The sequence below is a fragment of the Streptomyces sp. NPDC025833 genome, assembly GCF_055558055.1.
The window spans coordinates 41,710-68,257 of sequence record NZ_JBVHNF010000018.1; the positions used below are offsets into that span (position 1 = coordinate 41,710).

The 26,548-nt window shown below is 72.9% G+C and carries 25 protein-coding genes and 1 pseudogene; 16 read left to right on the forward strand and 10 right to left on the reverse strand.

Annotated features, from left to right (window positions below; all coding sequences use genetic code 11):
* Positions 1-108: 108 nt before the first annotated feature.
* Positions 109-681: pseudogene (locus ACZ4K2_RS28970) on the forward strand (SDR family NAD(P)-dependent oxidoreductase); the annotation flags it as partial.
* Positions 682-697: 16 nt separating this feature from the next.
* Here ACZ4K2_RS28970 and ACZ4K2_RS28975 read toward each other — a convergent pair.
* Complete coding sequence (locus ACZ4K2_RS28975; RefSeq protein ID WP_467469452.1) at positions 698-1,804, reverse strand: mechanosensitive ion channel family protein; 1,107 nt, start codon at positions 1,802-1,804, stop codon at positions 698-700.
* 107 nt (positions 1,805-1,911) lie between these two features.
* On the opposite strand from ACZ4K2_RS28975, the gene ACZ4K2_RS28980 reads away from it, so the two are divergent.
* The gene (locus ACZ4K2_RS28980) at positions 1,912-2,481 is read left to right on the forward strand and encodes a dienelactone hydrolase family protein (RefSeq protein WP_467469454.1); all 570 of its coding nucleotides are present in this window, start codon (positions 1,912-1,914) and stop codon (positions 2,479-2,481) included.
* Between the two features lie 9 nt (positions 2,482-2,490).
* On the opposite strand, the gene ACZ4K2_RS28985 is transcribed toward ACZ4K2_RS28980, so the two are convergent.
* From ACZ4K2_RS28985 to ACZ4K2_RS29000, 4 genes are all read right to left on the reverse strand, one after another.
* A complete protein-coding gene (locus ACZ4K2_RS28985) occupies positions 2,491-4,161 on the reverse strand; it encodes an alkaline phosphatase D family protein (protein ID WP_467469456.1) in 1,671 nt (556 codons plus the stop codon).
* Between the two features lie 80 nt (positions 4,162-4,241).
* Positions 4,242-5,054 (reverse strand): thioredoxin domain-containing protein, encoded by an 813-nt coding sequence (locus tag ACZ4K2_RS28990; RefSeq protein WP_467469458.1) that lies wholly within the window; start codon positions 5,052-5,054, stop codon positions 4,242-4,244.
* 102 nt (positions 5,055-5,156) lie between these two features.
* Entirely contained in the window at positions 5,157-5,843 is a 687-nt protein-coding gene (locus ACZ4K2_RS28995) for a hypothetical protein (RefSeq protein WP_467469460.1), read from the reverse strand.
* A 68-nt stretch (positions 5,844-5,911) separates the two neighbouring features.
* A complete protein-coding gene (locus ACZ4K2_RS29000; protein WP_467469462.1) occupies positions 5,912-7,237 on the reverse strand; it encodes a DUF2252 domain-containing protein in 1,326 nt (441 codons plus the stop codon).
* Positions 7,238-7,474: 237 nt separating this feature from the next.
* Here ACZ4K2_RS29000 and dnaE point away from each other — a divergent pair, with 237 nt between their 5' ends.
* Complete coding sequence (gene dnaE / locus ACZ4K2_RS29005; RefSeq protein ID WP_467469464.1) at positions 7,475-11,014, forward strand: DNA polymerase III subunit alpha; 3,540 nt, start codon at positions 7,475-7,477, stop codon at positions 11,012-11,014.
* 72 nt (positions 11,015-11,086) lie between these two features.
* Here dnaE and ACZ4K2_RS29010 read toward each other — a convergent pair whose 3' ends face one another.
* Positions 11,087-11,257, reverse strand: a complete 171-nt coding sequence (locus ACZ4K2_RS29010; RefSeq protein ID WP_467469466.1) for a hypothetical protein — start codon at positions 11,255-11,257, stop codon at positions 11,087-11,089.
* A gap of 223 nt (positions 11,258-11,480) precedes the next feature.
* On the opposite strand from ACZ4K2_RS29010, the gene ACZ4K2_RS29015 reads away from it, so the two are divergent.
* From ACZ4K2_RS29015 to ACZ4K2_RS29030, 4 genes are all read left to right on the forward strand, one after another.
* Positions 11,481-12,704, forward strand: coding sequence for an NYN domain-containing protein (locus tag ACZ4K2_RS29015; protein ID WP_467469468.1), 1,224 nt, complete (start codon positions 11,481-11,483; stop codon positions 12,702-12,704).
* A gap of 62 nt (positions 12,705-12,766) precedes the next feature.
* Complete coding sequence (locus ACZ4K2_RS29020; protein WP_467469726.1) at positions 12,767-13,777, forward strand: ABC transporter ATP-binding protein; 1,011 nt, start codon at positions 12,767-12,769, stop codon at positions 13,775-13,777.
* A 61-nt stretch (positions 13,778-13,838) separates the two neighbouring features.
* Positions 13,839-14,660 (forward strand): ABC transporter permease, encoded by an 822-nt coding sequence (locus tag ACZ4K2_RS29025; protein ID WP_467469470.1) that lies wholly within the window; start codon positions 13,839-13,841, stop codon positions 14,658-14,660.
* Between the two features lie 34 nt (positions 14,661-14,694).
* The gene (locus tag ACZ4K2_RS29030; RefSeq protein WP_467469472.1) at positions 14,695-15,324 is read left to right on the forward strand and encodes an AAA family ATPase; all 630 of its coding nucleotides are present in this window, start codon (positions 14,695-14,697) and stop codon (positions 15,322-15,324) included.
* Positions 15,325-15,850: 526 nt separating this feature from the next.
* On the opposite strand, the gene ybaK is transcribed toward ACZ4K2_RS29030, so the two are convergent.
* The 4 genes from ybaK to ACZ4K2_RS29050 all read right to left on the reverse strand — a co-directional run bounded on the left by ybaK (position 15,851) and on the right by ACZ4K2_RS29050 (position 19,900).
* The gene (gene ybaK, locus ACZ4K2_RS29035; protein ID WP_467469474.1) at positions 15,851-16,354 is read right to left on the reverse strand and encodes a Cys-tRNA(Pro) deacylase; all 504 of its coding nucleotides are present in this window, start codon (positions 16,352-16,354) and stop codon (positions 15,851-15,853) included.
* A gap of 32 nt (positions 16,355-16,386) precedes the next feature.
* Entirely contained in the window at positions 16,387-17,127 is a 741-nt protein-coding gene (locus tag ACZ4K2_RS29040) for an LON peptidase substrate-binding domain-containing protein (protein WP_467469476.1), read from the reverse strand.
* An 11-nt stretch (positions 17,128-17,138) separates the two neighbouring features.
* On the reverse strand, positions 17,139-18,188 hold the full coding sequence (locus ACZ4K2_RS29045; RefSeq protein ID WP_467469477.1) for a hypothetical protein: 1,050 nt from the start codon (positions 18,186-18,188) through the stop codon (positions 17,139-17,141).
* A gap of 134 nt (positions 18,189-18,322) precedes the next feature.
* A complete protein-coding gene (locus tag ACZ4K2_RS29050; RefSeq protein ID WP_467469479.1) occupies positions 18,323-19,900 on the reverse strand; it encodes an oxidoreductase in 1,578 nt (525 codons plus the stop codon).
* 200 nt (positions 19,901-20,100) lie between these two features.
* Between ACZ4K2_RS29050 and hisD the strand changes: the two genes are divergently transcribed.
* The 9 genes from hisD (at position 20,101) to ACZ4K2_RS29095 (ending at position 26,538) form a co-directional block, all read left to right on the forward strand.
* Positions 20,101-21,426: a histidinol dehydrogenase gene (gene hisD, locus ACZ4K2_RS29055; RefSeq protein ID WP_467469481.1), complete on the forward strand. Its 1,326-nt coding sequence runs from the start codon at positions 20,101-20,103 to the stop codon at positions 21,424-21,426.
* Positions 21,423-22,565, forward strand: a complete 1,143-nt coding sequence (locus tag ACZ4K2_RS29060) for a histidinol-phosphate transaminase (RefSeq protein WP_467469483.1) — start codon at positions 21,423-21,425, stop codon at positions 22,563-22,565. Before hisD ends, ACZ4K2_RS29060 begins: the two co-directional genes overlap by 4 nt.
* Positions 22,562-23,155 (forward strand): imidazoleglycerol-phosphate dehydratase HisB, encoded by a 594-nt coding sequence (gene hisB, locus ACZ4K2_RS29065; protein ID WP_467469485.1) that lies wholly within the window; start codon positions 22,562-22,564, stop codon positions 23,153-23,155. The genes ACZ4K2_RS29060 and hisB overlap by 4 nt, the downstream gene beginning before the upstream one ends.
* Before the next feature lie 3 nt (positions 23,156-23,158).
* Complete coding sequence (locus ACZ4K2_RS29070; RefSeq protein WP_467469487.1) at positions 23,159-23,323, forward strand: hypothetical protein; 165 nt, start codon at positions 23,159-23,161, stop codon at positions 23,321-23,323.
* Positions 23,314-23,958 (forward strand): imidazole glycerol phosphate synthase subunit HisH, encoded by a 645-nt coding sequence (gene hisH, locus ACZ4K2_RS29075; RefSeq protein WP_467469489.1) that lies wholly within the window; start codon positions 23,314-23,316, stop codon positions 23,956-23,958. The genes ACZ4K2_RS29070 and hisH overlap by 10 nt, the downstream gene beginning before the upstream one ends.
* 3 nt (positions 23,959-23,961) lie before the next feature.
* Positions 23,962-24,687 carry a bifunctional 1-(5-phosphoribosyl)-5-((5-phosphoribosylamino)methylideneamino)imidazole-4-carboxamide isomerase/phosphoribosylanthranilate isomerase PriA gene (priA, locus tag ACZ4K2_RS29080; RefSeq protein ID WP_467469491.1) on the forward strand — a complete coding sequence of 242 codons (726 nt, stop codon included), beginning with the start codon at positions 23,962-23,964 and terminating at the stop codon, positions 24,685-24,687.
* Entirely contained in the window at positions 24,684-25,079 is a 396-nt protein-coding gene (locus ACZ4K2_RS29085; protein ID WP_467469493.1) for a RidA family protein, read from the forward strand. The genes priA and ACZ4K2_RS29085 overlap by 4 nt, the downstream gene beginning before the upstream one ends.
* Positions 25,080-25,085: 6 nt before the next feature.
* A complete protein-coding gene (hisF, locus tag ACZ4K2_RS29090; protein WP_467469495.1) occupies positions 25,086-25,841 on the forward strand; it encodes an imidazole glycerol phosphate synthase subunit HisF in 756 nt (251 codons plus the stop codon).
* A 109-nt stretch (positions 25,842-25,950) separates the two neighbouring features.
* A complete protein-coding gene (locus ACZ4K2_RS29095; protein WP_467469497.1) occupies positions 25,951-26,538 on the forward strand; it encodes a winged helix-turn-helix domain-containing protein in 588 nt (195 codons plus the stop codon).
* Positions 26,539-26,548 lie beyond the last annotated feature (10 nt).

The window sequence follows — 26,548 nt, forward strand, 5'->3', positions numbered from 1 at the left end:
CGGGGGGGGGGGGGGGGCGCGGGGGGGGGGGGGGGGGGGGGGCCCCCCCGGGGGGGGGGGGGGGGGGGGGGCCCGGGGCCCCCCCCCCCCCCGGGGCCCGGGCCCCCCCCCGCCCCGGCCCGCGGCGTGGCCCGGTTCGTCGCCCGGGAACTGGGCACCGTGGACGTGCTCGTGCACGGCGCCGGCGGCTCCGGGAACCTGGAGCCCCCGGCGACCGGCGACGACCCGCTCGACCAGGTCGCCCACCGGTGGACCGTCGCCTTCCGGCAGAACGTCCTGACCGCGGCGCTCCTCACGGAGGCGCTGAAGGACCGGCTCGCCGAGCCCGGCGGCCGGGTCCTCCTCGTCGGCTCCATCGCCGCCTACCGGGGCTCGGGCAGCGGCGCCTACGGGGCGGCCAAGGCCGGACTGCACCCGTACGCCCACGACCTGGCCCGGGAACTGGGCCCGCGCGGCATCACCGTCAACGTGGTCGCCCCCGGATACGTCGAGGACACCGAGTTCTTCGGCGACACCATGGACGAGGCCCGCCGGGCGGCCCTCGTCGGGCAGACCTCGACGGGCCGGGCCGGCCGGCCGGGGGACGTCGCCGAGACGCTGCGCTGGCTCGCCTCGCCGGGGGCCGGGCACATCACCTCGCAGGTCGTCCAGGTCAACGGCGGCGCCGAGCGCGGGCACTGACCCGGTAAGGGCGAGGTCAGCCCCGGCCCGTGCGCGGGAACTCGTAGGCCTTGCGCAGCGTCGCCCGGTCGGGCGACGGCACGCGGTTCGGGGCGAGGACCGCGTCCGAGGTGTTCACCCGGGGCAGCGCGTAGGGGTGCTCCGCGGACAGCCAGGTGATCATCTGCTCGCGGACCGCGACCCGCACCGTCCAGATGTCGTCCGCGTCCTTCGCGGTCACCAGCGCGCGCACCTGGACGGTGTTCGGCGTGGTGTCGGTCACCACCAGGTTGTAGGCGCGGCCGTCCCAGGCCGTGCACTGGCGCAGGATGTCGCGGAGCTTCTCGCGCATCGCCTCGATCGGCGCGCTGTGGTCCAGGTGCCAGTAGACGGTGCCGGTCATCTGCGGAGTCCCGCGCGACCAGTTCTCGAACGGCTTGGAGGTGAAGTACGAAACCGGCATGGTGATCCGCCGCTCGTCCCAGGTCCTGACCGTCAGGAAGGTGAGCGTGATCTCCTCGACCGTGCCCCACTCCTCGTCCACGACGACCGTGTCGCCGATCCGCACCATGTCGCCGAAGGCGATCTGGAGCCCCGCGAACAGGTTGGACAGGGTCGACTGGGCGGCGACACCGGCCACGATGCCGACGATGCCGGCGGAGGCCAGCAGCGAGGCACCGGCCGCCCGCATCGCCGGGAACGTCAGCAGCATCGAGGCGGAGGCCACGACGATGACGATCGCCGAGACCACCCGCATGATCAGCTCGACCTGGGTGCGCACCCGGCGCACCCGGGCCGCGTCCCGGTGAACCCGGGCGTAGCGGCTGTACGAGGTCTCGACGATCGCCGCCGCGATCCGGATCACCAGCCAGGCGGCGGACCCGATGAGGACCAGGGTCAGCGTCCGGCCGATGCCGGCCCTGTACTGCTCCAGCAGTTTCGCCTGGTCGTAGGAGCCTCTGAGCATGGCGGCGCACAGGACCAGCTGGTACGGGATGCGGGCGCGGCGCAGCAGCCCCCACAGCGGGGTGTCTCGGTCGCGGGCGTCCGCCTTGCTCAGCAGCCGGTCCGTGGCCCATCCGATGGCCAGGGTGAGCAGGACCGAGCTGCCGATCACGAGCAGGGGACGGAGTATGTTCTCCATGCCTCCGCTCCTAACCGGAGCCCGGCGGGCATGAACATGTGAGTTCGGCCCGGTCCTGGGTACGGGCCGCGCCACGGGGTCCGGGCCACGGCTGGCACCATGGCCTCATGAACATCATGCTCTTCCACTCGACCTACGGGCTCCGGCCCGCGGTGCGCGACGCCGCGGACCGGCTGCGCGCGGCGGGCCACGAGGTGTGGACGCCGGACCTCTTCGAGGGGCGCACGTTCGACACCGTCGAGGACGGCATGGAGTTCAAGGAGGGCGTCGGCAGGGAGGAGCTGCTGAAGCGGGCCGTGCTGGCGGCGGCCCCGTACTCGGACCGGGGCCTGGTGTACGCCGGGTTCTCGCTCGGTGCCTCCGTCGCCCAGACCCTCGCCCTCGGCGACGGCAGGGCGCGCGGGCTGCTGCTCCTGCACGGCACGTCGGACATCGCGCCCGGCGCGCAGGTGGACGAGCTGCCGGTGCAGTTGCACGTGGCCGAGCCGGACCCGTTCGAGACGGACGACTGGCAGAGCGCCTGGTACCTCCAGATGGGCCGGGCGGGAGCCGACGTGGAGGTCTACCGCTACCCCGGGGCCGGGCACCTCTACACCGACCCCGGGCTGCCGGACTACGACGCGGAGGCCGCCGAGGCCACCTGGCGGGTGGCGCTCGGCTTCCTCGACAGCCTGTAGCCGAGCCCCTCAGACCGGGTCGTAGGTCCGCTCGGCCCTCTGCGTGCCGCTGCGGGTGCGGTAGGAGCGCGCCCAGCTCGCGCCGGCGTCCGGCTTCGTGCGGTCGGAGACGACGTAGTAGTCCATCTGCGCGCGCTCGGCGGTGATGTCCAGCACGCCGTAGCCGTGCCGGTCGGTGTCCACCCAGTGGACGTGCCGGTTGGCGGCCCTGATGACCGGGGCGGCGGCCGCGGAGACCGTGCCCTCGGGCGCCTTCACCACGTCGTCGAGGTTGTCCGAGGTCACCGAGGTCACCACGAACTCGGTGGCCGCCGACGCCGACAGCGGGTAGGTGCCCGCGTCCACCGGCACGTCGTTGGCCCACGCCATGTGGATGTCACCGGTCAGGAACACGGTGTTGCCGATGGCGTGGGAGCGCAGGTGGGCCAGGAGTTCGCGGCGGTCGTCGGTGTAGCCGTCCCACTGGTCGGTGTTGGCGGCGATGCCCTCCTGGGGCAGCCCGAGCAGCTTGGCGAGCGGCTTGAACAGGTCCGCGGAGAGGGAGCCGAAGGAGAACGGCGAGATCATCACGGAGTTGCCGACCAGCCGCCAGGTGGTGTCCGACGCCTGCAGACCGGCCTTCAGCCAGTCGAGCTGGGCGCGTCCGGTGAGCGTGCGGTCCGGGTCGTCCACCGAGCCGCTCGCCGTGGCGGCCTGCTGGGAGCGGAAGGAGCGCAGGTCCAGCAGGGACAGGTCGGCGAGCTTGCCGAAGCGCAGCCGCCGATAGGTGGTGCCGGCGATCGCGGGGCGGACCGGCATCCACTCGAAGTAGGCCTGCTTGGCGGCGGCCTGCCGGGCCGCCCAGGTGCCCTCGGCGCCCTCGGTGTGGTTGACCGCGCCGCCCGACCAGGCGTTGTCGGCGAACTCGTGGTCGTCCCAGATCGCGACGACCGGCGCCTTCAGGTGCAGCGCCTGGAGGTCGGGGTCCGTCTTGTACCGGGCGTGCCGGGTGCGGTAGTCGGCGAGGGTGAGGATCTCGTGGGCGGGCGCGTGCGGGCGGACGACCGTGCCGCGGGTGCCGTACTCGCCGGACCGGTACTCGTAGATGTAGTCGCCGAGGTGCAGCCAGGCGTCGAGGTCGTTGCGGGCGGCGAGGTGGCGGTAGGCCGAGAAGTAGCCGGCCTCCCAGTTGGCGCAGGAGACCACGCCGAAGCGCAGGCCCGGGACGGCGGCGTCCGCCGCCGGGGCGGTGCGGGTGCGCGCCACCGGGGAGTCCGTGCTGCCGGCCGAGAACCGGAACCAGTAGTCCGTGGCCGGTGCCAGGCCGCGGATGTCGGCCTTCACCGTGTGGTCGGAGGCGGCCGTCGCGGTGGTGGAGCCCCGGGCGACGACGCTGGTGAACGCCTTGTCCCGGGCGACGACCCAGCCGACCTCGGTGTCCGGCCCGATTCCGGAGCCGGGTATCGCCTCCGGGGTCGGTGTCACCCGGGTCCACAGCAGCACGCCGTCGGGCAGCGGGTCGCCGGAGGCGACGCCGTGCAGGAAGGCGGGGGCGTCCGTGGCGGCGCGGGCCGGCAGGGCGGCGGCCAGCGGGCCGGCCAGGACGGCCGCCGCCGCCGCGGCCTTGACGACCGTACGGCGGCGGGGCGAGAGCGTCTCGAGGCGCTGGGCGGCCTCGGCTGTTCTGTTTCGACTGGTCACGACCGATCAGGTTACTGATCGGTATGCGCCGCGGCGGGCGAACGCGCGAAAGTTCGCCCGCCGTTCGGCGTGTCGTCGGTTCAGCCCTTCAGGGCCTTCTCCAGTGCGGTGTTGAACTCCGGGACGGTCATCGGCGCGTTCTTGCCGTCTGCGCCGGTCAGGTTCTTGCCGTCCATCTTCAGGGTCGGCGTGCCCGAGATGCCGTCCTTGTCGAAGACCTTGGACTCCTCCACCGCCCACCGGTCGTAGGTGCCGTCCTGCACGGCCTTGCGGAACGCCGCGTTGCCCTTCAGGGCGGGGACCGTGTCGGCGATCTTCAGCAGGTAGGCGTCGTCCTTGAACTTGTCGTCGGTCTCCTCGGGGTGCCACTTCGCCGAGTACATCGCGGACTTGTACTCGAGGAACGCCTCGGGGCTCACGTTCAGCGCGGCTCCGAGGGCGCTGAGCGCGTTCTTGGAGCCCTCGCCGGGCAGGCTGTTGTCGAGGAAGGTGGCGCCGACGTACTGGATCTTGAACTTGCCGGCGTCCAGGTCCTTCTGCACCGTCGGGCCGACCGTCTGCTCGAACGTCGCGCAGACCGGGCAGCGCGGGTCCTCGTACATGACCAGGGTCTTCTCGGCGGTGCTCTTGCCGAGGACGACCGTCGTGCCGTCCTTGCCCGAGGTGTGGGCGGGCTTGACGAGCTTCTCGTCCTTCACGGCCTCCCAGTGGGCGGGCTTGTTGGCCTGCACGACGGCGTAGCCGATGCCGCCGGCCGCGGCCAGCACGGCCACGACCGAGGCGGCGACGATCAGCTGCCGCCTGGCCTTGTCGCGCTTGGCCTGCCGCTCGCGCTCCTGGCGCAGCCGCTCCCGGGCCGCCGTCTTCTCCGCCTGGCTGTTCCGCTTGCTCATAGTGGTGATCTCCATGTGGGACGCGCACACGTGGTACGCGGGATACCTGTGGGGGACTGCTGGTGCTCGGCTGCCGCCGGCCGCCGGGGGAGCGGTCGTCGCTCAGGCGGGGGCGGCGGCGGGGGAGCACGGCGGTCCACGCCGTCCCAGGGAGTGCGCGAGGAGCCGGTCGCGGGCGGCGGAGCGGTGCGGGGCGGGGCGGGGCGGCCGGCGGGCCGGCACGGGCCGCACGGTGGTCGCGGCCACCGCCAGCAGCAGCGGCCGGAACCCGGCGGCCGCGACCGCGCGGAGCAGGCGGGCCAGCGCCCGCTCGCCCCGGCGCAGCCAGGCGGCGGCGACCAGGCCCACCCCGACGTGCGCGGCCAGCAGCAGCCAGGCGGCCGCAGGGCTGGCGTGGGCGAGGAGCGCCCCGGTGTCGCCCGGGTCACCGGTGACCCGCGTCAGCGGGGTGCCCACCCGGCCCTCGCACAGCACGTCCAGGCCGACCGCGCGCAGCGGGCCGGCGATCGGGCCGCCCGCCCGGCCGTAACAGGCGTGCTGGCCGGTGGTGAACACCGTGTCGGCGGCCAGCTCCAGCGGGACCAGCAGGGCGGCGATCCGGCCGAAGCCCCGCTCGCGGCCCGCCAGCGCGTACGCGGCGGCGAACACCCCGGCGGCGACCGCGCCCACGGTCGCGGTCGGCAGCGGGGCACGGGACAGCAGCACGTGCGACGCGGTGCCGAGCGTCACGACGAAAGCCGTGAACAGCGCCGCGCGCACGGCTCTGAGCGGGGTCCCGGATATGTCCATAGCGAGAGGAGAGTCTGTCACGTAGGCGGTTAAGGGACCCTTAAAGGGTGCCTGTGAACCCGCGGGGACTACAGCCCCGGGATCCGGCCGTTGCGGAACAGGTCGACGAAGATCTGGTGGTCGGCGCGCGCCCGTGCCCCGTAGTCGTGCGCGAAGTCGACCAGGAGCGGCGCGAGGCCCTCCTCGTCGGCCGCGAGCGCCGCGTCGATGGCCCGCTCGGTGGAGAACGGCACCAGGGACTCGCCCGAGGTGTCGTCGGCCGCCGCGTGCATGGTGGCGGTGGCCCGGCCCAGGTCGGCGACGACGGCGGCGATCTCCTCGGGGTCGTCGATGTCGCCCCAGTCCAGGTCGACCGCGTACGGCGAGATCTCGGCGACGAGCTGGCCCGCGCCGTCCAGCTCGGTCCAGCCGAGCCACGGGTCGGCGTGCGCCTGGAGGGCGCGCTGGGAGATCACCGTGCGGTGGCCCTCGTGCAGGAAGTAGTCCGCGACGGCCCGGTCCGCGAGGTGCCGCGAGACCGCCGGGGTCTGGGCCTGCTTGATGTAGATGACGACGTCGTTCTCCAGGGCGTCGCTGTGGCCCTCCAGGAGGATGTTGTACGACGGCAGGCCCGCCGAACCGATGCCGATGCCGCGGCGGCCGACGACGTCCTTCACGCGGTAGGAGTCCGGGCGGGCCAGGGAGGCGTCCGGCAGCGTCTCCAGGTAGCCGTCGAAGGCCGCGAGGATCTTGTAGCGGGTGGCCGCGTCCAGCTCGACGGAGCCGCCGCCCGGCGCGAAGCGGCGCTCGAAGTCGCGGATCTCGGTCATCGAGTCGAGCAGCCCGAAACGGGTGAGGGAGCGGGCGTCACGCAGCGCGTCCAGCAGGGGACCCTGCGCGGTGTCCAGCGTGAAGGGCGGCACCTCGTCGTCCTTGGCCCCCGTGGCCAGGGCGTGGACGCGCTCGCGGTAGGCGGCGGCGTAGATCGTCACCAGTTCGGTGATCTGCTCGTCGGCGAGCGCCTTCGCGTACCCGATGAGCGCGATCGAGGCCGAGAAGCGCTTGAGGTCCCAGGTGAACGGGCCGACGTAGGCCTCGTCGAAGTCGTTGACGTTGAAGACCAGGCACCCGTTGGAGTCCATGTAGGTGCCGAAGTTCTCCGCGTGCAGGTCGCCGTGGATCCACACGCGCGAGGTGCGGTCGTCCAGGTACGGGCCGCCGCGCTTCTCCGCGTCGAGGTCGTGGTAGAAGAGGCACGCCGTGCCCCGGTAGAACGCGAACGCGGAGGCCGCCATCTTGCGGAACTTCACCCGGAAGGCGGCCGGGTCGGCGGCCAGGAGCCGGCCGAAGGCGGTGTCGAAGACGGCGAGGATCTCCTCGCCGCGCTGCTCGTCGCTGAGCTGGGGGACCGACATCGCGGGGTGCCTCCTGGAGCGGGACGGGTGCTGCGTGCGGGTGCGGGCGGGAGCGGGGCAGCGCTTCCGCCGTCTTCAACGGGCGACGCCACGCGGGAGTGCCCGGTTCCCGCACGAAGGTACGCGGGCGGACCCCGCGAGTGTCGGCGGCGGGGCATAGACTTCGACGCTGTCCCCCAGACTGTCCGCAGCCGGTCGGAAGATCGTCGACGCCTGTTCGCCCCGGAGGCCGAAACCGTGTCAAAGCCGCCCTTCACGCACCTGCACGTCCACACCCAGTACTCGCTGCTGGACGGTGCCGCGCGGCTCAAGGACATGTTCAACGCCTGCAACGAGATGGGCATGACGCACATCGCCATGTCCGACCACGGCAACCTGCACGGGGCGTACGATTTCTTCCACACCGCGAAGAAGGCCGGGATCACCCCGATCATCGGGATCGAGGCGTATGTCGCCCCCGAGTCCCGGCGCAACAAGCGCAAGATCCTCTGGGGCCAGCCGCACCAGAAGCGGGACGACATCTCCGGTTCCGGCGGTTACACCCACAAGACGATGTGGGCGGTGAACCGGACCGGCCTGCACAACATCTTCCGGCTCTCCTCCGACGCCTACGCCGAGGGCTGGCTGCAGAAGTGGCCCCGGATGGACAAGGAGACCATCGCCCGGTGGTCCGAGGGCATCGTCGCCTCCACCGGCTGCCCCTCCGGCGAGGTGCAGACCCGGCTGCGCCTCGGCCACTTCGACGAGGCGCTGAAGGCCGCCGCCGACTACCAGGACATCTTCGGCAAGGACCGGTACTTCCTGGAGCTGATGGACCACGGCATCGAGATCGAGCGCCGGGTCCGCGACGGCCTGCTGGAGATCGGCAAGAAGCTCGGCATCCCCCCGCTGGTCACCAACGACTCGCACTACACGTACGCCCACGAGGCGGGCGCCCACGACGCCCTGCTGTGCATCCAGACCGGCAAGAACCTCTCCGACCCGGACCGCTTCAAGTTCGACGGCACCGGCTACTACCTGAAGTCCACGGACGAGATGTACGCCATCGACTCCTCGGACGCCTGGCAGGAGGGCTGCGCCAACACGCTCCTCGTCGCCGAGATGGTCGACACCACCGGCATGTTCGAGAAGCGCGACCTCATGCCCAAGTTCGACATCCCCGAGGGCTACACCGAGGTCACCTGGTTCAAGGAGGAGGTCCGCCGGGGCATGGAGCGCCGCTTCCCCGGCGGCATCCCCGAGGACCGCCAGAAGCAGGCCGACTACGAGATGGACGTCATCATCTCGATGGGCTTCCCCGGCTACTTCCTCGTCGTCGCCGACTTCATCATGTGGGCCAAGAACAACGGCATCGCGGTCGGCCCCGGCCGCGGCTCCGCGGCCGGCTCGATCGTCGCCTACGCCATGGGCATCACCGACCTCGACCCGATCCCGCACGGCCTGATCTTCGAGCGCTTCCTCAACCCCGAGCGCATCTCGATGCCCGACGTCGACATCGACTTCGACGAGCGCAGGCGCGTCGAGGTGATCCGGTACGTGACGGAGAAGTACGGCGCCGACAAGGTCGCCATGATCGGCACGTACGGCACCATCAAGGCCAAGAACGCGATCAAGGACTCGGCGCGCGTGCTGGGCTACCCGTACGCGATGGGCGACCGGATCACCAAGGCCATGCCCGCCGACGTCCTCGGCAAGGGCATCTCGCTGTCCGGCATCACCGACCCGCAGCACCCGCGCTACAGCGAGGCCGGCGAGGTCCGCGGGATGTACGAGAACGAGCCGGACGTCAAGAAGGTCATCGACACCGCGCGCGGGGTGGAGGGCCTGGTCCGGCAGATGGGCGTGCACGCCGCCGGCGTGATCATGTCCAGCGAGACCATCACCGAGCATGTCCCGGTCTGGGTCCGGCACTCCGACGGCGTGACCATCACGCAGTGGGACTACCCGAGCTGTGAGTCGCTCGGCCTGCTGAAGATGGACTTCCTGGGCCTGCGCAACCTCACGATCATGGACGACGCCGTCAAGATGGTGAAGGCCAACAAGGGGGTCGACATCGACCTCCTGAGCCTCCCGCTCGACGACCCCACGACCTTCGACCTGCTCCAGCGCGGCGACACCCTCGGCGTCTTCCAGTTCGACGGCGGCCCCATGCGGTCCCTGCTGCGGCTGATGAAGCCCGACAACTTCGAGGACATCTCCGCCGTGTCGGCCCTGTACCGGCCGGGCCCGATGGGCATGAACTCCCACACGAACTACGCGCTGCGCAAGAACAAGCAGCAGGAGATCACGCCGATCCACAAGGAGCTGGAGGAGCCCCTCGAAGAGGTCCTCGCGGTCACCTACGGCCTGATCGTCTACCAGGAGCAGGTGCAGAAGGCCGCCCAGATCATCGCCGGGTACTCGCTCGGCGAGGCCGACATCCTCCGCCGCGTGATGGGCAAGAAGAAGCCCGACGAGCTGGCGAAGAACTTCACCATCTTCCAGGCCGGCGCCCGCAAGAACGGCTACAGCGACGAGGCCGTCCAGGCCCTGTGGGACGTCCTGGTCCCGTTCGCCGGCTACGCGTTCAACAAGGCGCACTCCGCCGCGTACGGCCTGGTCTCCTACTGGACGGCGTACCTCAAGGCGAACTACCCCGCCGAGTACATGGCCGCCCTGCTGACCTCCGTCAAGGACGACAAGGACAAGTCGGCGGTCTACCTCAACGAGTGCCGCCGCATGGGCATCCGCGTCCTGCCGCCGAACGTCAACGAGTCCGAGGCGAACTTCGCCGCCCAGGGCGACGACGTGATCCTCTTCGGCCTCTCCGCCGTCCGCAACGTCGGCACCAACGTCGTCGAGTCGATCATCAAGTGCCGCAAGGCCAAGGGGAAGTACAGCTCCTTCCCGGACTACCTCGACAAGGTCGACGCGGTCGTCTGCAACAAGCGCACCACCGAATCGCTGATCAAGGCCGGCGCCTTCGACGAGATGGGCCACACCCGCAAGGGGCTCACGGCGCAGTACGAGCCGATGATCGACAACGTGGTCGCGGTCAAGCGCAAGGAGGCCGAGGGACAGTTCGACCTCTTCGGCGGCATGGGCGAGGAGACCAGCAGCGAGCCCGGCTTCGGACTCGACGTGCAGTTCACCGACGACGAGTGGGACAAGACCTACCTGCTCGCCCAGGAACGCGAGATGCTCGGTCTGTACGTCTCCGACCACCCGCTCTTCGGCCTGGAGCACGTGCTGTCCGACAAGGCCGACGCGGGCATCGCCCAGCTCACCGGCGGCGAGCACGCGGACGGCGCGGTGGTCACCATCGGCGGCATCATCTCCGGCCTCCAGCGCAAGATGACCAAGCAGGGCAACGCCTGGGCCATCGCCACCGTGGAGGACCTGGCGGGCTCCATCGAGTGCATGTTCTTCCCGGCCACCTACCAGTTGGTGTCGACCCAACTCGTCGAGGACGCCGTGGTGTTCGTCAAGGGCCGGCTCGACAAGCGCGAAGACGTGCCCCGGCTCGTCGCCATGGAACTGCTGGTGCCCGACCTGTCCAACGCGGGCGCCAACGCGCCCGTGGTCCTCACCATCCCGGCCACCAGGGTCACTCCGCCCATGGTCAGCCGCCTCGGTGAGATCCTCAGCCACCACAAGGGCGACAGCGAGGTCCGGATCAGGCTCCAGGGCCCGCGCAAGACCACCGTGCTGCGCCTGGACCGGCACCGGGTCAAGCCCGATCCCGCGCTGTTCGGCGATCTGAAGGTGCTGCTCGGCCCGTCCTGCCTGGCCGGCTGAGCCCACCGCGGCGGAAAGGGGCGCACCCGAGACGGGTGCGCCCCTTCCGTGTGCCTGGGCTTCAACTGCCCGTTAGTTGTGGCCGAAGCTCTTCTGCTTCTTGCCACGAGCAACATCCGTGGAGCTGCCCGGAACCTGAGCCGCCTGCGACTCGTGCTCCTCCGCGGAGGGACGCTGCGCGTGCTCCGGCTGCGACGCGCGGTTCTGCGGTCCGGCCTGCTTGCGGTTCTTGTTCTTGGCCATGGTTCTGCCTCCTGTGGGGGATCTAGGGGCCAGGGCCGCGTTCAGATTCACATATGCCGACATCGGCCGCATGTCGGATAATTACCGTGTGTAACAGGGCGGGTGGGCGGACGGGATGCCGAAACGCCACGCCGATGATCGAGTTCGGGCCGTTAACCCCTGCGCGGTCGGGCAGACTCGAAGGAAGTCCGAAGCAGAACCTCCGGGGAAGAGGGTGAGTCGCGTGGACCGCTGCATCGTCCTGGTGGACGCCGGGTACCTGCTGGGCGCCGCCGCCAGCCTCCTCGCCGGCGAGCCCTCGCGGTCCCGGATCACCGTCGACCACACCGCGCTGGTCCAGGCGCTGCGGGAGCGCGCGGAGTCCGACACCGGACGCCCGCTGCTGCGCATCTACTGGTTCGACGGCGCCCCCGACCGGGTCCCCCAGCCGGAGCACCGCAGGCTGCGCGTGATGCCCCGGGTCACCGTCCGCCTGGGCGCCCTGACCCGCAGCGACGGACGCTGGGCCCAGAAGGGCGTCGACGCCGCCATGCACGCCGAGCTGACCGAGCTGGCCCGCAACCGAGCCTGCTCCGACATCGTCCTCGTCACCGGCGACGGCGACCTGCTGCCCGGCATGATGGCCGCCAAGGAGCACGGCGTCGCCGTCCACCTGTGGGCCGTCCAGGCCGCCGACGGCGACTACAACCAGTCCGAGGACCTGGTCGCCGAGGCCGACGAGCGGCGCGTGCTGGACCGCGCCTGGATCACCCAGGCCGTCCGCGCCAAGGAGCTGACCGGCGTCTGCGCCCCGCCGCCCGCGCCGCGCCCCGAGATCGCCGCCATCCTCTCCGCGCCGCTGCCCGAGTCCGCGCCCGCCGCGTCGGGCGAGCGTCCCGCCGAGCAGCCCCCGCACCCCCCGGCCGCCCCGGCGGCGCAGAACGGCGCCGCCGAGCGGGTCCCCGCCCCCAAGGGCGTCCCCACCCCCAAGGACCTGGCCGCGCTGCGCGCATCCGGCGCCCCTCCCGCGCAGCACCCGCCGACCGCGACCCTGCGCTGGTCCTCCGACAAGGGCTGGGTCGACCGGCCGGGCACCGCCCCCGAGCCCCCCGAGGTGGCGTCCATGCCGACGCTGGCCCAGCTCACCACCGCCGAGCAGCGGTGGGCCGACCGGGAGGAGGACATCACCACCGTCGGCGGCGACCCGTACGAGGTGGGGCAGGTCTTCGCCCGCCGCTGGATGTCCCGGCTCGGCGACCAGAGCCACCTCCAGCGGCTGTCGCAGATGTACCCGCGCGTCCCGCACCGGATCGACGGGGAGCTGCTGCGCTACGCGGCGCGGTTCGGCCTGCTCGCGCACAAGGACGACCAGATCGACGAGCACGACCGCTACGCCATTCGGGCGGGGTTCTGGCGGGAGTTCGACGTCCCGGCGGCCGCCGAACCGCACGCGCCCACCGCGGACTGATCCTCCGTAGCCGCCCCCGAAGGCGAGTGAAGGCCCCCGACCCCGTAGGCTCGTCCTTTGTGATGACGCGCGCGGCACAGGCACTTCGGTACGACGTCGTCGTACGCGTGCGCGGCCTCGGCAAGACCTATCCGGCCGTGCGGAGCCGGCGCGGCGCGCCCGGCACGCCCGAGGTGCGGGCCACCGACCGGGTGGAGCTGGACGTGCGGCGCGGCGAGGTGTTCGGGCTGCTCGGCCCGAACGGCGCCGGCAAGTCCACCCTGGTACGGCAGCTCACCGGGCTGCTGCGGCCGGACACGGGCAGCGTCGAGATCCTCGGCCACGACATCGTGCGGCACCCCGAGCGGGCCGCCCGCATCCTCGCCTACCTGGGCCAGGACTCCACGGCCCTGGACGAGCTGACCGTCTCCCTGGCCGCCGAGACCACCGGACGGCTGCGCGGCCTGGACGTCCGGCGGGCGCGGGCGGAGCGGGACGCCGTCCTGGACGAACTGGGGCTGGCCCCGATCGCCGGGCGCGCCCTGCGGAAACTCTCCGGCGGGCAGCGGCGGCTCGCCTGCTTCGCCGCCGCCCTCGTCGGACCGCGGCCGCTGCTGGTGCTGGACGAGCCGACCACGGGCATGGACCCGGTGGCCCGGCGCGCGGTCTGGGCGGCCGTGGACCGGCGGCGGGCCGAGCACGGCACGACCGTGCTGCTGGTCACCCACAACGTCATCGAGGCCGAGACGGTCCTGGACCGGGTCGCCGTGCTCGACCAGGGCCGGGTCATCGCCTGCGACACCCCCGCCGGGCTCAAGACGCGGGTCGCCGGCGAGGTGCGGGTGGAACTGGTGTGGCGGGAGAGCGCGCCGCTCGAGGTGCCCGAGGTGGCGGTCCTGCGCGAGCGCGCCGCGGAGTCCGGCCGGCGCTGGACGCTGCGGCTCGCGCCGGAGGAGGCGCGCGCCGTCGTGGCCACCGTGACCGGCGGGGCCGCCTTCGCCGCCCTGGACGACTTCACCCTCGCCACGCCCAGCCTGGAGGACGTCTACCTAGCGCTGGGCGGCGAAGCGCGGCAGGGTCTGGTGAGGACGTGAGCGGACGGGCCGCGGAACGCGCGGGGACCGCGACTGCCACAGGGAAGAGGAGCAGCTCGTCGTGAGTGTCGTACCCGCCGGGGTCCTGCCGCCGGGCGCCCCGGCCGTGCCGGAGACGGCGCCCCGCGCGGCCGAGCTGGGCCCGCCCGCGCGGCTGTGGCCGTCGCTGGCGGCCGTCTACCGGGCGCAGCTGTCCCGGGCCCGGGTGGCGCGGATCCCGCTGCTGTTCGTGGCGACGTTCCAGTCCGTCGGCATCACCGTGATGATGCGCGGGGTCGTCGACAGCGGGCCCGAGGCGCAGTCCGTGGTGGCCGGGTCGTCCGTGCTCGTCGTCGCCTACGTGGCGCTGAACCTGCTCTCGCAGTACTTCGGGCAGCTCCGGGCCAGCGGCGGGCTCGACCACTACGCCACGCTGCCGGTGCCGCCGGCGGCCGTGGTGCTGGGCGCGGCGGCGGCGTACGCCTCCTTCACCGTGCCGGGGACCCTGGTGACCGCCGCGTTCGGCTGCGCGCTGTTCGGGCTGCCGCTGACCAACCTGTGGATCCTGGTGGCCGTCATCCCGCTCGCCGGGGCCGCGCTGGCGGGGCTCGGCGCCGCCTGCGGGCTGCTGGCGCCCCGGCCGGAGCTGGCCACGCTGCTCGGGCAGCTCGGCATGTCGGCGGCGCTGCTGCTGGGCGTCCTGCCGGCCGACCGGATGCCGCAGATCGTCCGGCTGGCCCGTGACCTGCTGCCCTCCACCTACGGCGTGGAGGCGTACGCGCGGACCTTCGGCGCGCACCCGGACTGGGCCGTCGTCCTCGCTGACCTGGGGGTGTGCGCGGGCGTCGGCGTGGTCTCGCTGGCCGTCGCGACCCGGGCCTACCGCAGGGCCGCCGTCCGGTGACGCGGCGCACGGCGCGACCTGGCACGATGGCGGGGTGAGCGCACCGTTGACTCCTCCTCCGCCGCCGCACGACGACTCCGCGCGCCAGGTGCGGCAGACCCCGCCCGCCGGGGAACTCGCCGGGGACGGCTACGCACAGGACGGTCCCGGTATGAGGACGGAAGTGAGGGAGGCCGCCGTCGTCACGGCGGTCTCGGTGGTCGGCGGAGCGCTGCTGGGGCTGCTGTGGTTCTGGCTGGCGCCGCACGTGCCGCTGGTGGGCGAGCAGATCGACCGGGCCTGGGTCGTCTACCTGAAGGACTCCGAGGGGGAGCAGGCGATCGGGGTGGACGGTACGTTCGCCCTGCTGGGCCTCGCCTTCGGGCTGGTCAACGCGATCGCGGTGTTCCTGTGGCGGCGGCGCGGCGGTGTTCCGCTGGTCGTGGGGCTGGGCGTGGGCGGGCTGCTGGGCTCGCTGCTGGCCTGGCGGCTCGGGGTCTGGCTGGGCCCCGGGTCGGACGTGCTCGCGCACGCGCGGGCCGTGGGCAAGGGCGTGGCGTTCCCGGCGCCGCTGAAGCTCTCGGCGAAGGGCGCGCTGCTGGCCTGGCCGCTCGGGGGGCTGCTGGCGCACCTGGGGCTGACCGCGTTGTTCGGCCCGCGCGACCCCGAGCCGCAGCAGCCGTAGCCGAGCCCGGCACCCCGGCCCCCGCTTTCCCGCGCCTCCGAGCCGCCCCGGTGGCCGGCGTGAGTGGTGGCGGGCGTGGATGCCGACGGCGGTCGTACAGCGCCTGTGCCGCTGCCCCGGCCGGTGACGAGGGGGTACGGACACCTGCCCGTGCCGCGTCGCCGCGGGCGCAGGTGCCGGTGGCGGTCGTACACCCCCGTCCCGCTGCTCCGGCCGATGATGAGGGGTTGCGGGCACCTGCCCGCCCCGTCCCGCGCGTCCTGGGCTGCCGCCCCGGCCGCGCGCGTGGTCGCGGGTGTGCTGCTGTCCCGCTCGGCCGAGGGGAATCGTTACTGCCCGGCCAGGCGTCGGTTGCGTGGGCGGCCTCGTCCCGCCTGGCCCGGTCGGTTCCGTCGGGTGCTCCCGTTCGCCCGTGCCGATTGGTTCCGTCAGGCGCTTCCGTTCGCCCGTGCCCGGCGATTCCATGGGCGTCCGGCGCGCCCGTGCCCGGTGGGTGCTGCCGAGGGCCCGGTCGAGTCCTCGGGTGTCAGGGGCGGCCGATCGGGGCCAGGGTCGCGGCCGTCAGCTCGGCCAGGTCGGCGGGGGCGAGTTCGACCTCCAGGCCCCTGCGGCCCGCCGACACGCAGATCGTCGTGTGGGCCCGCGCCGAGTCGTCGAGGACCGTGCGCAGCCGCTTGCGCTGGCCCAGCGGGGAGATGCCGCCGCGGACGTAGCCCGTGGTGCGTTCGGCGAGGGCCGGGTCGGCCATGGCCGCCCGCTTGCCGCCCACCGCCGCCGCCAGGGCCTTCAGGTCCAGCGAGCCGGCCACCGGGACCACGCCCACCACCAGCGCGCCGTCCACGTCGGCCACCAGGGTCTTGAACACGCGGTCGGGGGAGACGCCCATCGCCTCCGCCGCCTCCTCGCCGTAGGACGGGTGGGACGGGTCGTGGTCGTAGGAGTGGACGGTGAACTCCACCCCCGCCGCCGCCAGGGCGACCGTGGCGGGCGTGCCCCCGGACTGCTGCTGCTTCTTCGGCTTCTTCGCCATCGGACTGTCGGCCCCGGTCTCTCGGATCGTCCTCAGTTCAGGCTCGTCGGCGCCCGCGTCAGCTCGAACGCGGGCAGCGACGGCAGGTTACGGATGATGGCCGTCTCCCCGCGCAGCAGTTTCAGCTCGTCCCGCAGCCGGGACGCGGTGTCCGGCGCCTGGAGCAGCCGCTGCTTGGTCGGGGTGTCGTGCACCATCGCGGCCGCCACCAGGTACGACACCACGCCCGGGTCGTCCGGCAGCTCGGCCGGGGCGGACAGCGAGCGCTCCCGGGCGCCCGCCAGCCGCTTCTGGTACTGGCGGAAGGAGCGCAGGACGCCCTCGGCCAGCGCGCCGGCCTCGTCCCCGGGCTCCTCGGGCAGCTCCTCCAGCTCCGCGGTGAGGAACGGGCCCGACGCGTCCACGGACAGCAGCCGCACCCGGGTCGTACCGGTCGCCAGCACCTCGAACGTGCCGTCGGACCGCTCCCGGATCGTCGCCGCGTCCGCCACACAGCCCACCCCGTGCAGCGCCTTGAGCGGGTCCGGGCCGAAGCCGGCGGCCGGGCCCCGCTCGGGCCGTGCCGTGGGGTCCGGCATGCCCGGGTCGCTCGGCGCGACCTCGTGGCCGTCACGGATGGCGACGACGACGAACCGGCGCGGCTCGTCCTCGGGGGTCTTCAACAGGTCGCGCATCATGGCGCGATAACGCTCCTCGAAGACGTTCAGCGGCAGCACGAGCCCCGGGAACAACACCGAGTTCAGCGGAAAGAGGGGGAGACGGACGGTGGTCACGGCGCCCCAGCCTAGTGGTCGGCGGCGCGTGCGTGCCCGCCGTGCCCGCCGCAGGGTTCCGGCGGCACCGGCAGCAGCCCGGCCGGAACGGCTCCCGCACCCGCCTCCAGGTGCTCGCGCAGCCGCAGGAAGTGGCCGAGGGGGTCGTCGGAGAACCGCTCCCAGGGGAACGAGGTGGCGTACGGGCCGATCAGCCGGAGCTGGACGCGGGCGTCCTCCCGGCGGTCCAGCCGCAGCAGCACGTACAGCAGCTTGTTGCGCACCTCGGCGGGGCCCGGGTCGGCCGCGGGAAGGCGCCCGGACAGCGCGATCGCGCGGTCGGCCGCCGCGTCCAGGCGGGCGCGCGGCACGGCGGGGCCGCAGCCGTCGGTGAGGTAGCCGAAGGCCGCCCGGGCGGGCAGGGCCTGCACCAGCGAGTCGTCCGGCGCGTCCTGTGCGGCCAGGTCGGCGAAGTCGAAGCACTCCCGGTGGGAGCCGTGCCAGGAGGCGGCCAGGTAGCGCAGGGCGGCCACGTGGCAGCCGTAGTGGTGCGGGGCGCGCCGCACGGCCGCCTCCCACAGCTCCTCGAAGTAGCGGTGTCCGGCCCGCGAGCCGCGCGCGTGGTCGAGCGCGATCCGCCAGGGCACCGGGTCGCGGTCGTCGGCGCGGGCGGCGGCGGTGATCAGCGGGCTCACCTCGCGCAGCAGCTCGGCGCGGGCGGGCGAGGGCCAGGCGCGGTCCACCGCCAGCTGGGCGGCGACCAGCAGCGCCCCCGGGTCGTCGGGCGCGGTGGCGCGCCACTCCTCGTACCACTCGGGGCGGGAGCGGGCGAACCCGGCCAGGCGGCGCGCGTACCGGTCGCGCGGCTCCCACTCGGCGGCGGCGCGGGTGGCGGCGAGCAGACCGGCCGCGGCGGCGTACTCGCCCCGGCCGGCCGCGACGAGCGCGGGCGAGAGACGGTCGTCGGGCGCGTCGAGCACGGCCTCGTCACCGGCCGGTGGCCGGCCGGCCGGGCGCGCGGGGCGTTTGGTCATCCGGGCGGGACGGATGAACGAGGGCAGCAGAGCCATGGTGCCGACCATTGAAAGTCCGCAGGTCGGGGCGGCGCCAGAGGGCCGGGCCAAGTCAGGGAAGGTTGTACGGCGTACGGTCAAGGACCGGTAAAGGGTGAATGTTCATATTGTGTGCGAGTGGTGTGGACATGTGGAGACGCGCGTCAGCTCCTCCGCAGCAGCCGGGTCGCGCCCGCCGCCACCGTCGTCGCCAGGACCCAGCCGGTCACGATCATCCCCGTCGCCACCCACTGCCAGCCGCCGCTCAGCCGCCACTGGCCGGCCTGGCCCAGGTCGACCACCGGCAGCAGCAGGTCCAGCGTGAACAGCGCCGGGTTCCAGGCCGGGTGGCCGCCGGGATTGAGGGGCGGATGGTCCGCGTGCGTGAACGCGAGCGTGCCCGCCGCCCACAGCACGGCCATCCACACCGCGGCCCGGCCCGGCCGGTACCCGTAGGCCACGGTCCAGTCCTGCGCGTACCCCCAGACCTTGGCGGCCGCCGGCAGCGTCTCGCGCCGCCGGCGCTGCTTGGCCAGCAGCACCTCGCGCGCGTCCTCGTCCTCCCCGGCGGCCCGCAGCACCGCGGCCAGCCGCTCGTACGGCTCCGGCGCGTACTCGGCGGTGGCCGCCGCCACCCAGTCCAGGCGCCGGGTCAGCGGGAACGGGCCCTGCGGCACCAGGTTCTCGTAGGTGAACCCGCCCATGTGCAGGCTGCCCGTCTCCGGCCAGCTGCTCGCGCGGTCCACCAGGGTGGTGATCCTGGCGCCCGACAGCACGACCCTGCCGCGCTGCGGCCGGTCCCCGAGGAAGCGCAGCTCCGGCGTCTGCACCCGGCGCAGGGACAGCTCCTGGTCGTCGGTGAGGACGAACCGGGCCCGCTCCAGGTCGACGGCGTCGCCGAACCGGCCGTCGTCCAGCCGTACCCCGCCGCGGCACTCGAACCGCTGGATGCGCGTCCCGCGCGCGGGCGTCGTGCCGCTCAGCAGCGGGCTGCCCACGCCGGCCGGGGTCAGGTACAGGGTCCGCTCGACCGTCAGCTGGGGGGCGTTCAGCGCGAAGCGGGCGGAGGGGTTGGCGAGCTTCGCGCCGCGCAGGCTGAGCGAGACGCCGACCTGGGCGCCGCGCAGGCTCATCTCGCCGTTCGACTCCAGCATCTCCGCCTGGAGGTCCTGGCCGACGGTCAGGCCGTCCGCCATGATCGACCGGCCGCCGCGGTCGCGGTGCACGACGGCCTGGTTGAGCAGCAGGTCGGTGCCGATGTGCGCGTCCGTCAGCCGCACCCCGCCGCGGAACCGGCAGCGCGGCAGGTGCAGATCGCCCTCCGTGTGCACGCGGGCTGCCTCCAGCCGCGGCACCGCGCAGTCCACCAGGCGCACGGTCGTGAACCGGGCCTCCGGCAGCCGCACCTCCTCGTCGAAGCGGCAGCCGCGCAGCTCCACGTACGGCGTGACCTGGCCGCCCGCCAGGTCCAGCACGTCGGCTATGCGCACCCCGACGAGCTTCAGCGCGGACACCCGGCCGGCCAGCGCCGGCGGGCCGTCCAGCAGCAGCCAGCACACGATCCGGGCGCGCACGGTCCGCTCGGGACCCCACGGATGCCCGCCGTGCGGATCGTCCGCCACGAAGTCCCCGCTGCTCAGGTCGTACACGCTCCCGTTGCGGAAGGCCTGCCACATGCCCGCCTCGGCCGCGGTCAGGTCGTCCGGCAGGTCCCCCGTGCGGACGCCGGCTCCCTCGGTCACCGCTCGCCTCTTTCCCGTCCGTCCCCGTTCAGTGTGTTTCGTACAGCCGTTCATGCCCGCTGCGTGACGTCACGAACACTCTGGGTGAAGGGGGTCTTCCGGGTTCCGGCCAGCGTCTGTACCAGGCACTGTCCCAGGTTCTGTATCAGCCATTGATACGCGCGGACGGCGCCCCGCGGCGGTCTGAGAGAATTGGGACTGTGATCTCCCGAATCGATCTGCGCGGCGACGCCCTCCCCGAGGGCCCCGCCCTGCGCGACCTGCTGCCCCGAGCCGACTTCGACGTCTCGGCCGCCCTGGAGAAGGTGCGTCCGATCTGCGAGGCCGTGCATCATCGTGGCGACGCGGCGCTGATCGACTTCGCCGAGAAGTTCGACGGAGTGCGGCTGGAATCCGTCCGTGTCCCGGCCTCGGCGCTCACCGAGGCGCTGGCCGGCCTCGACCCGGCGGTGCGCGCCGCGCTGGAGGAGTCCATCCGCCGCGCCCGCCTCGTCCACCGCGCGCAGCGGCGCACGACCCACACCACGCAGGTGGTGCCCGGCGGCACGGTGACCGAGAAGTGGGTGCCGGTCGACCGCGTCGGCCTGTACGCGCCCGGCGGACGCTCGGTGTACCCGTCCTCCGTGGTCATGAACGTCGTGCCCGCCCAGGAGGCCGGCGTCGAGTCCATCGCGCTCGCCTCCCCGGCCCAGGCCGACTTCGGCGGCCTGCCGCACCCGACGATCCTCGCCGCCTGCGCCCTGCTCGGCGTGGACGAGGTGTACGCGGCCGGCGGCGCCACCGCCGTCGCGATGTTCGCCCACGGCACCGAGTCCTGCCCGCCCGCGAACATGGTCACCGGCCCCGGCAATATCTGGGTCGCGGCCGCCAAGCGCTACTTCACCGGCAAGATCGGCATCGACGCCGAGGCCGGCCCCACCGAGATCGCGATCCTCGCGGACGCCACCGCCGACCCGGTGCACGTCGCCGCGGACCTGATCAGCCAGGCCGAGCACGACCCGCTCGCGGCGGCCGTCCTGGTGACCGACTCCGCCGAGCTGGCGGACGCCGTCGAGCGGGAGCTGGCGCCGCAGGTCGCGGCCACCCGGCACGTCGACGACCGGATCGTGCCCGCCCTGAAGGGCCGGCAGTCCGCGATCGTCCTCGTGGACGGCGTCGAGGAGGGCCTGAAGGTGGTCGACGCGTACGGCGCCGAGCACCTGGAGATCCAGACCGCCGACGCCGCCGGGCTCGCCGCCCGGGTCAGGAACGCGGGCGCGGTCTTCATCGGCCCCTGGGCCCCCGTCTCCCTCGGCGACTACGCGGCCGGCTCCAACCACGTGCTGCCCACCGGCGGCTGCGCCTGCCACTCCTCGGGCCTGTCCGTGCAGTCCTTCCTGCGCGGCATCCACATCGTCGACTACACGAAGGACGCGCTGGCCGAGGTCGCGCACCACGTGGTGACGCTCGCGGAGGCGGAGGACCTCCCGGCGCACGGTGCGGCGGTCAAGGCGCGGTTCGGCTGGAAGGTGCCCGGAGGCAAGTGAGCGACGTGCGGATCGACGATCTCCCCGTACGGGACGAGCTGCGTGGCAAGTCGCCCTACGGCGCGCCCCAGCTGGACGTCCCCGTACGGCTGAACACCAACGAGAACCCCTACCCGCTGCCCGAGCCGCTGGTCGAGCGGATCACGGAGCGGGTGCGGGAGGCCGCCCGCGGCCTGAACCGCTACCCGGACCGGGACGCGGTCCGGCTGCGCACCGAGCTGGCCGGGTACCTGACGAGGACCGGCGGGCACCCGCTCGACACCGGGAACGTGTGGGCCGCCAACGGCTCCAACGAGGTCATCCAGCAACTGCTGCAGACGTTCGGCGGGCCGGGCCGCACGGCGATGGGCTTCGAGCCGTCGTACTCGATGCACGCCCTCATCGCGCGCGGGACCGGTACCGGCTGGCTCCCCGGCCCCCGGAACGAGGACTTCACGATCGACGTCGCGGCGGCCGGGCGGGCCATCGCCGAGCACCGGCCCGACGTCGTCTTCATCACCACCCCCAACAACCCCACCGGCAACGCGGTCCCGCCGGAGACGGTCCTCGCGCTGTACGACGCTGCGCAGGCGGCCAAGCCGTCCATGGTGATCGTGGACGAGGCGTACGTCGAGTTCAGCCACGGCCGCTCGCTGCTGCCGCTGCTGGCGGGCCGCCCCCACCTGGTCGTCTCCCGGACCATGTCGAAGGCGTTCGGCGCGGCCGGCCTGCGCCTCGGCTACCTCGCCGCCGACCCGGCGGTCGTGGACGCCGTCCAGCTCGTCCGGCTGCCCTACCACCTGTCGGCGATCACCCAGGCGACCGCGCTGGCCGCGCTGGAGCACACCGACACCCTGCTGGGCTACGTCGAGCAGCTCAAGGCGGAGCGGGACCGGCTGGTCGCCGAGCTGCGCGCGCTCGGCTTCGAGGTGACCGATTCCGACGCCAACTTCGTGCAGTTCGGCCGGTTCGGCGACGCCCACGAGGCCTGGCGGAGGATCCTCGACCGGGGCGTCCTGGTCCGGGACAACGGCGTGCCGGGCTGGCTGCGGGTGTCCGCGGGCACCCCGGCGGAGAACGACGCGTTCCTCGACGCGGTCCGTGATGTGCAGTGTTGCGTGGGCAACGCCCCCACACCCCCGAAGGAGCTTGAGGCATGAACCGCGTCGGACGCGTGGAGCGCACCACGAAGGAGACCTCGGTCCTGGTCGAGATAGACCTCGACGGCACCGGGCGGACCGACATCGCCACCGGCGTCGGTTTCTACGACCACATGCTCGACCAGCTCGGCCGGCACGGTCTGTTCGACCTGACCGTGAAGACCGACGGCGACCTGCACATCGACTCCCACCACACCATCGAGGACACCGCCCTCGCGCTGGGCGCCGCGTTCAAGCAGGCGCTCGGCGACAAGGTGGGCATCTACCGCTTCGGCAACTGCACGGTCCCGCTGGACGAGTCCCTCGCCCAGGTCACCGTCGACCTGTCCGGCCGCCCCTACCTCGTGCACACCGAGCCCGAGAAGATGGCGCCGATGATCGGCGAGTACGACACCACGATGACCCGGCACATCCTGGAGTCCTTCGTCGCCCAGGCGCAGATCGCGCTGCACGTGCACGTGCCGTACGGGCGCAACGCGCACCACATCGTGGAGTGCCAGTTCAAGGCGCTGGCCCGGGCGCTCCGCTACGCCTCCGAGCGCGATCCTCGCGCGGCGGGCATCCTCCCCTCCACGAAGGGCGCGCTGTAACCCATGACCGGTCTGTCGACCCTCCTGATCGTCGTCGGCCTCTTCCTGGCCGGCGGCGTGGTCTCCTTCGTGAAGCAGAAGATGCCCACGAGCCTCGTCGTGCTGCTCTCCATCGGCGCGGGCATGTGCCTCGTCGCGGGCGTCCTGCGGCTGGAGGTGTGGAATTGAGCCCGAGGAAGGTCGTGGTCTTCGACTACGGCTTCGGCAACGTCCGGTCCGCCGAGCGCGCCCTCGCGCGCGTGGGCGCCGATGTCGAGATCACCCGCGACTTCGACAAGGCGATGAACGCCGACGGTCTGCTCGTGCCGGGCGTCGGCGCCTTCGCCGCCTGCATGGACGGCCTGCGCGCCGCCCGCGGTGACTGGGTGGTCGACCGCCGCCTGTCCGGCGGCCGCCCGGTCATGGGCATCTGCGTCGGCATGCAGATCCTGTTCGCGCGGGGCATCGAGCACGGCGTGGAGGCCGAGGGCCTGGACGAGTGGCCCGGCACGGTCGAGCCGCTCCGGGCCGAGGTGGTGCCCCACATGGGCTGGAACACCGTCGACGCCCCGGCCGGCAGCCGGCTCTTCGCGGGGCTCGGCGCCGACGCCCGCTTCTACTTCGTGCACTCCTACGCCGTCCGCGACTGGACGCTGGAGACCCACAACCCGCTGATCGAGGCCCCCCGGGTCACCTGGTCGACGCACGGCGAGCCGTTCGTGGCCGCCGTGGAGAACGGCGCCCTGTGGGCCACCCAGTTCCACCCCGAGAAGTCCGGCGACGCCGGTGCCCAGCTCCTCACCAACTGGATCGGAACCCTCTAGACCATGGCCAAGCTCGAACTCCTCCCCGCCGTCGACGTCCGCGACGGCCAGGCCGTGCGCCTCGTCCACGGCGAGTCCGGGACCGAGACCTCCTACGGCTCCCCGCTGGAGGCCGCCCTCGCCTGGCAGCGCTCCGGCGCCGAGTGGCTGCACCTGGTCGACCTGGACGCCGCGTTCGGCACCGGCGACAACCGCGCGCTGATCGCCGAGGTCACCCAGGCGATGGACATCAAGGTGGAGCTGTCCGGCGGTATCCGCGACGACGACACCCTCGCCGCCGCCCTCGCCACCGGCTGCACCCGGGTGAACCTCGGCACCGCCGCCCTGGAGACGCCCGCGTGGGTCGCCAAGGTCATCGCCGAGCACGGCGACAAGATCGCCGTCGGCCTGGACGTGCGCGGCACCACCCTGCGCGGCCGGGGCTGGACCCGCGACGGCGGCGACCTCTACGAGACGCTGGAGCGGCTGAACAAGGAGGGCTGCGCCCGGTACGTCGTCACCGACATCGCCAAGGACGGCACGCTCCAGGGCCCCAACCTGGAACTGCTGAGGAACGTCTGCGCGGCCACGGACCGCCCGGTCGTGGCCTCCGGCGGCGTTTCCTCCCTGGCCGACCTGCGGGCCATCGCCGAACTGGTGCCCCTCGGTGTCGAGGGCTCCATCGTCGGGAAGGCCCTGTACGCGAAGGCGTTCACCCTGGAAGAAGCACTGGAGGAAGTGTCGTCATGACGTCCGAGGCCGTGCGGCGCGTGCAGAGCGGAAGTCCCTGGGAAGAGAGTTTCGGGTTCGCGCGCGCCGTCGCGGCGGGCGACCGCGTGCTGGTGGCGGGCACGACGTCCTTCCGCGGCGACGTGCTCTACGGCGAGGGCGACCCCTACGAGCAGGCCAAGGTGGCCTTCACCAGCGCGATCGAGGCGCTCGGTGAGTTCGGGCTCGGCGCCGGGTCCGTGATCCGGACGCGGATGTACCTGACGCACGTGCGGGACGTGGACGCCGCGGGCCGGGCGCACAAGGAGGTCTTCGACTCCGTGCGGCCGGTCTCGACCCTGCTGGTCGTGGAGGGATTCGTCGACCCGCGCATCCTGGTCGAAGTAGAACTCGAAGCATTCAGAGGAGCCTGAGCACTCATGACCCTGGCGGTCCGAGTCATCCCCTGCCTGGACGTGGACAACGGCCGGGTCGTCAAGGGCGTCAACTTCCAGAACCTGCGCGACGCGGGCGACCCCGTCGAGATGGCCAAGGTGTACGACACCGAGGGCGCCGACGAGCTGACGTTCCTGGACATCACCGCGTCCTCGGGCGACCGGGAGACCACCTACGACGTGGTGCGCCGCACCGCCGAGCAGGTGTTCATCCCGCTGACGGTCGGCGGCGGCGTCCGCACCGCCGAGGACGTGGACAAGCTGCTGCGCGCGGGCGCCGACAAGGTGGGCGTGAACACCGCCGCGATCGCCCGCCCCGACCTGATCCGCGAGATCGCCGAGCGCTTCGGGCGCCAGGTGCTGGTGCTGTCGGTGGACGCGCGGCGCACCGGGTCCGGCTCCTTCGAGGTCACCACGCACGGCGGCCGCCGCGGCACCGGCATCGACGCGGTCGAGTGGGCGCACCGGGCCGCGGAGCTGGGCGCCGGCGAGATCCTGCTGAACTCGATGGACGCGGACGGCACGAAGGACGGCTACGACCTGGAGATGATCGCCGCGGTGCGGGGGCACGTGACGGTCCCGGTGATCGCCTCCGGCGGCGCCGGCCGGCTGGCCGACTTCCCGCCCGCGGTCGCGGCGGGCGCGGACGCGGTGCTGGCCGCGTCGGTGTTCCACTTCGGCGATCTGCGGATCGGCGAGGTGAAGGAGACGCTGCGGGAGGCCGGGCACCCCGTCCGGTAGACGCCCCGAGAGCCCCGGCCGACGGCCGGGGCTCTCGCATGCCCGGACAGGAAAGAGAAGTTGCGCAAAAATAATTGCGCAACTTTTCTTTTCTATCTAGGCTGGGATCATGCCGAGCGACGAGAACCGCGCCATCACGGACGTGGGCACCCTGAAGGCCCTCGCCCACCCCCTGCGCGCGAACCTGTACCGCCTGCTGTGCGTCGACCGGGTCGCCACGGCGTCCCAGCTCGCCGAGCAGGTGGACGAGGCGGTGTCCCTGGTCAGCTACCACCTGCGCAAACTCGCCGAGCACGGCCTGATCGAAGAGGCGCGGGCGCAGACCGGTGACGCCCGGGAACGCTGGTGGCAGCCCGCCTCGGCCGGACTGACCATCAAGGGCGCCGACTTCCGGGCGGAGCCGGCCAAGGCCGCGGCCCACCTCGCGGCCACCCGCCTCTTCCACGAGCAGCGCGCCGACCGCTACCACCGCTTCCTGGACGAACGCCCCGCCTGGAGCGCCGAGTGGAACACCGCGGCGATGGACACCGAGTCCTGGATGCGGCTGACCCCAGCGGAACTCACCGCCCTCAAGGAGGAGATGGCGGCGCTGCTGCGCCGCTACGACGAGCAGAGCCGGGCCGCCGAGGCCGCGGGCGGCACCGAGGACCGGGAGAACGTCGCGCTCTACACGTACGGCTTCCCCTTCCGCGACTGACCGAGCCCGA